The organism is Desulfobotulus pelophilus (assembly GCF_026155325.1).
GTDB classification, from domain to species: domain Bacteria; phylum Desulfobacterota; class Desulfobacteria; order Desulfobacterales; family ASO4-4; genus Desulfobotulus; species Desulfobotulus pelophilus.
Genome location: NZ_JAPFPW010000035.1, coordinates 1 through 10,427 on the forward strand (window position 1 = coordinate 1; position 10,427 = coordinate 10,427).

A 10,427-nucleotide genomic window follows, 5' to 3' on the forward strand; every position below is an offset into this window, starting at 1 on the left:
CAAAGCGCCTGTGAGGCGGTGAGGGCGTTTGAAATGGGGGCTTACGGTAAAACGCTGGATAAGGGGAAGATTTTTGGGGAGGATGTGCCTGTGGAAGTGAAAGGAGATTCTGTGGATTCAACAGAAACGAAGGATGGGAGCGGGAAAAGTTTCACGCCCAGATTCCGCCTGATATTTATGGGGTCAAAAATTCCTGATTTTGAGAACTCGGAAAAAGAGAATGAACTTTTTCTTAAAAAACTGGAAAGTATGCGCTGGACAGTGCCTTTGGGGGGTGGTTCAAAGGCATAAAAGATGGAAAGGGGCTGATCTCTTTTATCCTTAACTAAAAAGGGTCTTACCCCTTTTAGCCATTTTTTAAACAAAGGGGTCGCCTCCCATGATGCTTATAATTAAGAAACGCCTTCCCATTCTTCAGGAACTAGCGCTGGTGGTTTCGTCCATGGTACCTCTACAATAGAATCTTGAAACCACTCGTCCCGGAGATTTGCATGCTCGGTTACTATGAGTTGAAAATTTTTAGCTTCTTCGGTTGCAAACTTATTTAACATTGCAAAAAGGACACGAACTTTCTCTAGGTCGGAGTCTCTTTCAGTTTCTTCAACAGAGCCAGAAACCGCTTTGTAAATTTGTTCCGATGGAAAATATACTTGTGTTGGTTGATCTATAAATAGAAATGAAGGTAAAGGTTTCTGGTTATTCGAAGTGAAATAATGCAAAGAAAGCAGGGCACCCAAATGGTACGCTAAGTGATTGGCTCCACCTCCAGTTTTATTCATTGGGACTGGTCTTTCAGGTCTATCAGCCACTACAGTCAACTTATTGAAATCGAATCTAAAAGAAAACTCAGAGAACTCTGCTTCAAGTTCAGCGACATAACGGCTGATCCTATTCGAGATAATATTGAGAATTGAATTTAAGCGTTCTTCACTATCATCTGCCCCTGAGTCCTTTTCCAAATGCGTTACTTGCTTTTTCAATTCCTCTATACGCTTTTTCAAAGCAGCAATATCGTCTTCGGGCTGATAAGTTTCGAGAAATAGGCTAATTCGTCCTACGATTCTTGCGGCTGCGGCGTTTCGATTCCCCATTTCTGCAATTGCAGCATTTGCTGCAATTGCCGCAGCAAGCTCTTCCTCTTTGATCCTTAACTTTTGATTAAGTTCGTAAATTTCAGCTTCTATCTTTTGAGAAAATTCCTCTAAGTGAGGTCGTTCCCCAACAACGGTTTTTAACTCGTGATCTAACGACCGAAGCTCTTGAATGAGAAATTCACCAATAGGTGTATCTAGGTCAAGATTTTCTGGAGCAAATGGCCATTGCCAATCACCAGTTACGGGGTTAGTTGGCAAAGCATGAATTGACTCTAAGCGGCTTTTTTGCTCTTGAGCCTCAGTAGTAAAACCACTTTCTTTTTCCGCAAATAATCGAGTTGCACGGAGGGTCTCGTTTGCTGCTGCCCTCGCTTTCCTTATGGCTACTACATCATCTTCCAATTCGGATATCCGTCGAGTGTCTTCATCGGGAACCGGCGAAGGTTTCCATCTCGTAATTTCCGACAGTATATCCAGTGCGACATTGGTAGTTTCAGGAAGAGATCCACGAGCAAAAATTCCTACTTGCTGAGCCTCTGACAAAAGACCGAGTGCCCTAACATTAAGTTGCTCGTTGAACTGCTGGGCATCAGATAATTGCTTTAGTGCAATTTTTAACTCACGTCGTGCAGTGCGTAACTTAGAATCAATTTCAAGGCGATTATCTGGTGCGACACCAAGAAGGATGGGCAAAGTGTCCTTGATAGATTGAGGCAAGAAAGGTTCGTTCTGCCTGTAAAACAGTTGTTCTTTGTTTGCAATGAGCCCCTGTTTTTGAAAAAGATAGTAATATGTGTGCTTAATGGTGGCTGCGTATGATGCACGGCTTTGTTCTTTAGGAACATCTGTGCGGTTCGCCGGGATTCCAAGCAAATCGGAGAGCAGTGAAATTACAGTAGCATCATCAGAATTTTGAATGAGTTCGTCGAACAGTGGAGGCTCAACATTAGCTCCTCTCCGAATCATCGCCTTTGAGCAACTCGAAGCATTTGATGCTGGGGCTGGTTTTGCGACCAAAACTTGTTCACCCGGGAATTGATAAATGACACCATACCATGATACTTTGTCTCTAATAGGGCCTTCTGGGATATTAAAATCGCTTTGTCCCATACAATATTCGACGATGTCAGAGAGTGCCGATTTCCCTGTCGATGAGCGTCCTGTGATAATATTGAGTCCTTTGATCTTGAATTCAATACGTCTCAACTCGCCCGAATGACTATAAAGAATAATATCTCGAATATTCATGGCCGAATACCTAAAGTTGAATATATTGTGACTCTGTCATTGATTAATGCCAGCTTTCTCCCAAGTGAGCGGGCTACCGCTTGGCAATCTTTAGTGTCCTTTGTGCCAATGATCCTTTTTCGAACAGTATTTTCCCTCAGTGCAATCGAACCTGATTCATCAACAATGATTGCATTACAGGCCGCGAGGTAGGCAAAAGCTTCCATTGTGTATGGTAATAACCCACGGGATCTCTTAGCTAAATCAACACGAATCTCAGGGTGCTCTTGAAGAATCTTAGTGAAATATGCACGACGTGCCTCCTTAATTTGATCTCTAGTTCGTTTATGCAGACAGAGGGGCAGGATTAAAAGGGTGAGCGAAAAAGGCATTGGGCGATGGGCTGTTTCGGTGAAACCTTCCACGCCACGAGCTAGAACAAGACCGCAGAACGCGGGGTTGAACAAATTCCGAATTTCACGAGGGCGGCTGTTCCAGGGTTTCATGGCTTTCTCCCGTGGAGGATATCTGCAACTCTCATTTCAAAACGTGGATGCCAGTAAACGCGGGGGGTTCCCTCATTCGCAAGCATATGATAACTGCCCATTGTAACAAAGGTGGCAGTTACCCCCGTTCGAATGCGAAGGTTCGGATGGTTGCTTGTTGAGAGGTCGTTTAAAAGTTTCCTGCCTGTTGTCTGAAGTAATTTTTCTGGGCTGTCATTCGCCAACTCTTCGAAAACAATTTCCCGGAGTCGCGCCCATTCATCAACAAGACGGTCATCGTATTTCTCAAGCTCTCCGCCAGTCAACATTACATTTTCACGCAACCAAGATCCTCTCTGTTCAAATGCTCGATAGTAATCAATAATAGCTCTTCTGATCCGATCAGAGTGGAGCCCGATTGCTCGCAACTGCTTTACAAAATTTCGATCATCTGAATCTGGATTCGCTCCATTCTCTGGTTCAGCATACTCAAAGTCAATTGGAAGATTATCTTCACGAAACTGCTCCGTAATATAGCTGAGTATCTCCGATACTTCGGAGCCACGGAGTGGTTCATGCCTCCGCCCACTGAGAAGTTCGATGCACTCATTAGTCCACCATCCTTCAAGACGTTCATAGACAGGACGGCGGAACTGGGGGCGCACAGTCCTCAGTTTTTCGTTAATGATTATTTGGGGGATATTTTGGATACGCTCTTGGTTGTCGAAAATAGTAATCCGACGAAAGAAATCTGGCCATTTGTCTTTTGGGAGTTTTTCAAGGAGAATTTTAGTCTTCCCAATGGTTTTCGATTCTGATTGTGCAAGGATTTCGGACACCTGCTGCGGGAGAGTTTCGTCTGGAGGTGCATTGGGCAAAAAAGCTGCCAAGAAGGAGCCAGTAGCAACGTTTCCAGTTGTATAGAGGAAGAAGGAAACAGAGGGCGTAGAGCAGTTTTCCTTGAGGTAGTATTCTAACCAAATCCGTACTGACTTCCAGAAATCAGGTGATAGGTTCGTTAGAGTATCTCCAGGCGCCTTGTGTTTGAGGGATACCAAGATCCGACCCTCATCCGCATCTGTAAAATCAATATCGTCATCCTTTTCGATAAAGCATACAGTGTCTTCAGGAAGTCGCAAAAGTTGAAGCAACGCGTAGCGAGGCTGATAAAAGTACCCAAGTGCAGGCTCAGAGGCTGAAAATTGACTATTCCTAGGAGGCATAGTCACCTCCATCAATCATCCCCCAAAATGAACTCACTATCTTCTGTATAATTCCAACCAGCTTTTTCTCCATTCCATACTTCCTATAACGCCTTGCTCACCGGAAAATTGCGAGCTCAGTAAGTGATTTTTCCGCGTGCAGGAAATTGTTAGGCGGCCGAACTAAGACTGTGTGAAATCGAAAACCACTTTTCCTCCACCAGATGCAGCAATTGCTCTTAAATCAGTGACCGTTTATTACCATTCTCCTAATTGTCAAAATATTATACAGATCCGTATAACATGCAGAGTGTGGCATTATACAGCCCACAGTATCCTCAAAAAGCGATCCTTTCCCATACCCCACCCATCCGCACCTGACAAGCCCCCGCGTCCGTTTTCCGTAATTTCCCGCCTTTTTCCCCCATCCGCAACAGCGTCTTGACATTCCATTGCGGTCTGGGTACTGTTTTGATGCTGCGGCAAAAAATCGCAGTCGGGATTGGCATCCCGAAGGAACGCGGTGCTTTGAGCGCCACCATAATGAAAATGCAGGCGCATTTTTTGCGCCCTCGCACACCCTTATGGCGGAGCTGTATGTGGGCTTCTTCGGAAGCGCCGGTTTCTCCGTGTTCCCGGTAATGCCAACCCGTACAGCTCCGCCACCCAACCGCTTGGCATCGGTTGTGGCGGAATCCATCTTTTAAAACGGAGGACGCCATCATGACACAGAACCTGCCCACCACTGATTTTTGCTTTCAGAACCACACCGTAAGAACCATCGAAAAAGAAGACGGAAGCTTCTGGTTCATTGCAAAAGACGTTTGCGATGCCCTGGAGATTACGTGGAGCGGCAACAAGATTCTTGCCAGTATTCCGGAAAACTGGAGGGGGGTCGTAAAACTCACGACCCCCCTCCAGAACCAGCACGGGGTGTACGGCGAACAGGATCAGGAGTTCGTCACCATCAACGAACCCGCCCTGTACAAGCTGGCCTTCCGATCCAACAAACCCGCCGCCGAAGATTTCACCAACTGGGTGGCCTCGGAAGTGCTTCCCGCCATCCGCAGGACAGGCCGCTTTTCCGGGACGGGTCCGGCCCTTGCCACGGAAGCCCCGGACAGGGAAGACCAGATCCGCCTTGCCCGAAAGCTCGTGACGCAGGTGAACGTCATCCTCCGGGATCTCCCCACCCTTGGCCGCCTGTATCAGGATCTGGGCGTTTCCGTGAACGATGTCCTCCGCACCCTCTGCGTCCTCAGCCCGGACATCCACCACGAAGCCTATCTCCAGTCCCTCCGGGATCATGACACCGCAACCCGGCCCCGGAACTGATCCATAAAGAAAGCCCCTGCATCCTTTTTCGGTGCGGGGGTTTTTGTTTTATCCAGATAAGCCCCCAACCCCCGTCAAGCAAAATCAAGCCCCATTCAGCCAAAAAGAACACCCATCCACGCACATCTAAGCACCATCTAAAAAAGCCCCCCCATTCCGGCCCTATAATCTCCGCAGAAATGATCACCTGAAAGGGGGCTGACCCCTTTTATGAAAAAAGGGAGCGGAACATGGATACAGCGGTACAGGTTTTTGAAAACCGGGAATTTGGGCAGATACGGATTATTGAAAAGCACGGGGAACCGTGGTTTGTGGCTTCCGACGTTGCAAAGGCGCTGGGATATGGGAGGCCAAACGACGCAATCCATCAGCACTGTAAAAAAATCAATAAAATCAATTACGGTGAAACACCGTATGGCCTGAACGTGATCCCGGAATCCGATCTGTACAGGCTTATAATGAGATCGAACCTTGAATCGGCTGAAAATTTTCAGGATTGGGTGGTTGAAGAAGTCCTCCCCACCATCCGTCGCACCGGGGCATATCAGATCCCCCGAAACGACCACCCCCTCAAAATCCTGATCCAGCAGGATTTTTGGGCCGCGGAATGTGTTGCCGACATGCTCCGGGTTTCCGATGACTCCCGGCTGGCCCTTTGTTATGCCATCTATGACCGCCATGGTCTGGATAAATCTGTACTGCCCCAGTACACGGAAGCACCCCGCCAGCGCATGTCCGCATCGGCCCTTTTAAAAAAACACAACGTGGACATGAGCACCATCAAATTTAATCAGCTCATGGTGAACAACGGGATGCTGGAGGAGCGGGAGCGCACCGGAGCCAGTGGGGCGGTCAGAAAAATCAAGAACCTCACGGATCTGGGTTTGGCTTTCGGTGAGAATATGGTTTCCCCGCAAAACCCCAGAGAAACCCAGCCCATGTATTATGAGGATGCCTTTGAGGATCTTCTCATGACCCTGACCATGGGGAAGTCTCAGGAGCCGTGAAGCATAAAAGGGGTCTGACCCCTTTTAGGAAAGAAAGCCCCTGCATCCTTTTCGGTGCGGGGGCTTTTTGCGTTCGGGGGTTCAGCAACGCTCTGGGGCAGGCAGTGTTCTCATTTTTCCACATCAAATGATGTGGAAAAACAGGAACTGGAGGAAGGGAGGGCAGGCCCTTTTCTCAGTCTCTATTTGTTTCTGTCCATATAGCTTCTGATGCCAAACCCGCTGCCAAGGCCGCCAAGGAACACGGCAAAAAGTTTGATGACCTCCCGGTACAGTTCCTTGTCTGAGCCGACCAGAAAAACGGTGGCGAATATGAACAGAACGGCAAAAACAAGAACATATATCAGGGTGTATTTTCTGTTTTCTGCGGCATCCCTGAAAGACCTTTCATCATCCTTTTCGGCAAGTTCGAGAATTCTTGTGATGTGGGTTTCATTGATCTTATCCACAAGAGGATGGGGAGCCGGTCCCAGCCTGTGCATGGACATCCCGATTTCCAGAACCTTCCTTGCTTCCGGGGGAAGCCCTTTAAGCATCTCCGGCTCCACAAAACCCACGTCATTTTTTTCAGAATACCCTTTGCCTTCTTCTGGGGCGGTATCCTTTGTGTTTGTTTCCGTATCCGTCATTGCAGCAACTCCCGAAGGCGGCCTGAGCTGATTTTACTGACCAGCACCTTTTCAATGCGTTCCGATATTTCTGCACCAGAGTAGGATGCAGCGGCCTGCCGGACAAGGGCATCAAAGGCCTGATCATCCATATGCCCTTCATTGCGGAGACGCACCATATACCGGATGAGATTCTGAAAAGCGGTACGCCGGGCCTGTGCAAGGGTGTCGCTTCTGTCGTCATGGAAAGCCATGGAGACAAAAGGATGCTTCCCTGACTGTCCGTATGTGTTCAAATACATATGCCCTCCGGAACACGGATGGTTTATTGCAAGTAAAAAAATCTGCTGGCAGCAGTATAGCATGACGGGCGACAGGGGCAATGCCTGTTATAAGGATAAAAGGGATATTTGCAGAATTTTCGGACATAAAAGGGGTCAGACCCCTTTTAGCTTCATGATGCCGCAACCCGGCCCCGCCGCTGATCCATAAAGAAAGCCCCTGCATCCTTTTCGGTGCGGGGGCTTTGTCTTGTCCGGGAGCCGGGCAGAAAATTTTGTTGCTCATATTCTTTAAAAAATGAGAGACAAGCTTCTTTGTTTTGCATAGATTAGAAACAAAGGGCCTTGTTTCTCATATTCTCGCAAATCTGAGCAACAAACGCCCTTGTGCGGAAGGGATGGGAAGCAAAGGCCTGTCCGTCATTTTCAAAAAATCCCCTGAGGAGCAGACGATGTCCCTGAATCTGGATCAGGCGGTTCATTATCATTACGATGCCTTTCCACCGGAGCGCCTTGATACGGGGCGTTTTCTGGAAGAGCTTCTGGATGCCACCGCCGCCATGGCCCGCTACGATCAGATGCTGAAGACCATGCACAACAGCGAAATTCTCCTTGCTCCCCTGAGGAGTCAGGAAGCGGTGCTTTCTTCCCGCATCGAAGGCACCATCAGCACCATGGATGAGGTGCTGATGTATGAGGCGGAGTCCGACGGCTCGGACAGAAACACTTCTGAAACCCGGTCCGATGTCATTGAAACCGCCCTGTATCAGCGGGCTTTACGCGGGGCGCAGCAGGCCATGGAAGACGGGTATCCCCTGTCCCAGTCGCTCATCCGGGGAGTTCACCAGACCCTGCTTTCCTTTGGAAGGGGAGCGGCCAAATCTCCCGGAGAGTTCAAGAAAGAACAGAACTATCTGGCGGACAAGATGAGCCGCAACATCCTTTTTGTTCCCATCAGCCCGGAACGCCTGCCGGAGGGCATGGACAGGCTCTTTGCCTATATCGGAGAAAGCAGGCATCCCGCCCTCATCAAAACCGCCCTGGCCCATGTGGAGTTTGAAGCCCTGCACCCCTTCAAGGATGGTAACGGGCGGATCGGCAGGATGCTCATTACCCTGATGCTCTGGTCTTCGGGGATCATATCCGCACCGCATTTTTACATCAGCGGTTATTTTGAGGAAAACCGGGATACCTACATTGACGCCATGCGCCGGGTTTCGGAAAAGAGAGACTGGGAGGACTGGTGCCGGTTTTTCATGAAGGCGCTGGCGGTGCAGGCGGGAAGAAATCTTGATACCGCAGACCAGATCCGCTCCCTTTACGATGAAATGAAACGGGTTTTTGCGGAAGTGCTTTCGTCAAAGTGGTCCATTGAGGCGCTGGATTTTGTTTTCACCTTCCCGGTTTTCACGGTCAGCAGATTCAAAGAAAAAAGCGGCGTTCCCGCTGCAAGCTCCGCCCGGTTCACCACCTTGCTGCTGGAAAAGGATCTGATCCGTAAAGTGAAGGAGGCAAGCGGAAGGAAACCCGCTGTCTATGCCTTTGAACCTCTGATGCGGCTGGTGCGGGTGTAGGAAGGGGTTTTTCTGATGCCCGGAAGCCCGGCCCTGATCCATCAACAAAGCCCCTGCATCCTTATCGGTGCGGGGGCTTTTTGTCAAAAAAACACAACATGCAGGACGCAAACCAACAGCACCACAACATGCAGATTTGACTTTCCCCCAATATTCCCTCATTATCTCATCTGTGACACTACCCCGTTTTTCAGAATCCCAAAGCTTGCATCCTTTCAGTGTAAAAAAAAAATCATTGCTTATTAGGCCGCAACTGAATTATAGTTGCAAAAAGTGGAACCGAATATAAAGGTCTCTCCTGATATATGGGAAAAAAAGAAAAACTACTACAAAGGCTCCATTCCAGACCCAAAGATTTTACATGGGATGAACTGGTATCCCTTCTGAAAGCCCTTGGTTTTGAGATCTTTCAGGGCAGAGGTTCCCGGTGTAAGTTTATCCATAAAGAAACACAAACCATCATCAGTCTTCACAGGCCGCATCCGGGCAATGAACTGAAAATGTATGTAATGGATCAGGTAATTGAAAAATTATCCGAAATGGGTGTCTTCGATGAAAGGTCTTTTTAAGTACAAGGGATTTTATGGCTCTTCAGAAATAAGCCATGAAGACAATGTGCTGCATGGAAAAATTGAGTGCATCCATGATCTGGTCACCTACGAGGCGGAAACCGTGGAAGCACTGCGCCATGCCTTTGAGGAGGCGGTGGATGATTATCTGGAAACCTGCAAAATGCTTGGCAGGGAGCCGGAGCGTCCCATGTCCGGAACCTTTAACGTGCGCATCGGGGAAGAGCTGCACAAAAAGGTCTCCCTTGCCGCAAAGGGTTCGGGCATGAGCCTCAACGACTATATCAAGACAACCCTTGCTGAAAAACTGGAAAAAAAGCCGGAACTGCACATGCATTTTTACTGGAAGCATGAGCAGACAAGCACCTTTTCTTCCAAATCCGGCAGGGAGACGTCTTCCCGTAAGAATGTCCTGAATTTTCAAAGGAGGGCAAACTGAATGCTGCACCATGTGAAATATCTGGGGCATGAACTGACGGCAAGTACCTTCCGGCTTCTTCAGGAACCGGACAATGATGGCCAGTACAGCTATGCCATAGAGGCCCACGATTCCGTCGTCATCGATGAGGTGACAGAGGATGAGGAAGGTGCAGACAGCCCTGTCCGACATCTCACCATCCCCATGACGGCCACGGTAAAGGGCCTTGAAGCAGAAACAAAAACGGAAGTCTTTGACATCGCTTTAAATTTTCAGCTTCGATTTGAACTGGCAAGAGATTTCAGTATGGATGAAGATGCCCTGTCTGAAAGCTCCTGGTTCTTCATGAACTTTGCCCATGTGGCAGCCAAGGAAATGATTGACGGCATGTTATCCCATACGGTTTTGAGGGGGACATTTATGCCTGCACACAGAAGATCCGCAGACTAAAAAAACGCAGCATCTTCACTCTGCCTGCTTCCCCAATAAACAAAGCCCCTGCATCTTTCGGTGTGGGGGTTTTTTGTTTTATCCAGCCAAGGCCCCACCCCCCGTCAAGCAAAATCTTGCCCCATTCAGCAAAAAAGAACATCCATCCACGCTCATCTAAGCACCATCTGAAAAAAG

The 10,427-nt window shown here is 48.4% G+C and carries 12 protein-coding genes; 7 read left to right on the plus strand and 5 right to left on the minus strand.

From position 1 onward, the window contains the following. Positions 1-291: hypothetical protein (locus tag OOT00_RS15360; protein ID WP_265426308.1), on the plus strand; the 291-nt coding region annotated here is incomplete at its 5' end. Positions 292-392: 101 nt separating this feature from the next. Here the strand turns inward: OOT00_RS15360 and OOT00_RS15365 are convergent. Genes OOT00_RS15365 through OOT00_RS15375 form a run of 3 tightly spaced genes read right to left on the minus strand, consistent with a single transcriptional unit; the run spans position 393 to position 4,029 of the window. Beyond that, complete coding sequence (locus OOT00_RS15365; RefSeq protein ID WP_265426309.1) at positions 393-2,342, minus strand: DUF3732 domain-containing protein; 1,950 nt, start codon at positions 2,340-2,342, stop codon at positions 393-395. After that, positions 2,339-2,827 (minus strand): three component ABC system middle component, encoded by a 489-nt coding sequence (locus OOT00_RS15370; protein ID WP_265426310.1) that lies wholly within the window; start codon positions 2,825-2,827, stop codon positions 2,339-2,341. The genes OOT00_RS15365 and OOT00_RS15370 overlap by 4 nt, the downstream gene beginning before the upstream one ends. Beyond that, complete coding sequence (locus OOT00_RS15375; protein ID WP_265426311.1) at positions 2,824-4,029, minus strand: ABC-three component system protein; 1,206 nt, start codon at positions 4,027-4,029, stop codon at positions 2,824-2,826. The genes OOT00_RS15370 and OOT00_RS15375 overlap by 4 nt, the downstream gene beginning before the upstream one ends. A 702-nt stretch (positions 4,030-4,731) precedes the next feature. Here OOT00_RS15375 and OOT00_RS15380 point away from each other — a divergent pair. Then, on the plus strand, positions 4,732-5,343 hold the full coding sequence (locus OOT00_RS15380; RefSeq protein ID WP_265426312.1) for a BRO-N domain-containing protein: 612 nt from the start codon (positions 4,732-4,734) through the stop codon (positions 5,341-5,343). A gap of 230 nt (positions 5,344-5,573) precedes the next feature. Beyond that, on the plus strand, positions 5,574-6,350 hold the full coding sequence (locus OOT00_RS15385; protein ID WP_265426313.1) for a BRO-N domain-containing protein: 777 nt from the start codon (positions 5,574-5,576) through the stop codon (positions 6,348-6,350). Between the two features lie 182 nt (positions 6,351-6,532). On the opposite strand, the gene OOT00_RS15390 is transcribed toward OOT00_RS15385, so the two are convergent. Beyond that, positions 6,533-6,979 carry a hypothetical protein gene (locus OOT00_RS15390; RefSeq protein ID WP_144685614.1) on the minus strand — a complete coding sequence of 149 codons (447 nt, stop codon included), beginning with the start codon at positions 6,977-6,979 and terminating at the stop codon, positions 6,533-6,535. Further along, on the minus strand, positions 6,976-7,260 hold the full coding sequence (locus OOT00_RS15395; RefSeq protein WP_265426314.1) for a hypothetical protein: 285 nt from the start codon (positions 7,258-7,260) through the stop codon (positions 6,976-6,978). Before OOT00_RS15395 ends, OOT00_RS15390 begins: the two co-directional genes overlap by 4 nt. 431 nt (positions 7,261-7,691) lie before the next feature. On the opposite strand from OOT00_RS15395, the gene OOT00_RS15400 reads away from it, so the two are divergent. From OOT00_RS15400 to OOT00_RS15415, 4 genes are all read left to right on the plus strand, one after another. After that, complete coding sequence (locus OOT00_RS15400) at positions 7,692-8,813, plus strand: Fic family protein (RefSeq protein ID WP_265426316.1); 1,122 nt, start codon at positions 7,692-7,694, stop codon at positions 8,811-8,813. Between the two features lie 305 nt (positions 8,814-9,118). Then, entirely contained in the window at positions 9,119-9,382 is a 264-nt protein-coding gene (locus OOT00_RS15405) for a type II toxin-antitoxin system HicA family toxin (RefSeq protein WP_265426317.1), read from the plus strand. Further along, on the plus strand, positions 9,366-9,821 hold the full coding sequence (locus OOT00_RS15410; protein ID WP_265426318.1) for a type II toxin-antitoxin system HicB family antitoxin: 456 nt from the start codon (positions 9,366-9,368) through the stop codon (positions 9,819-9,821). Before OOT00_RS15405 ends, OOT00_RS15410 begins: the two co-directional genes overlap by 17 nt. Further along, entirely contained in the window at positions 9,822-10,250 is a 429-nt protein-coding gene (locus OOT00_RS15415; RefSeq protein ID WP_265426319.1) for a hypothetical protein, read from the plus strand. The last annotated feature ends 177 nt before the right edge of the window (positions 10,251-10,427 follow it).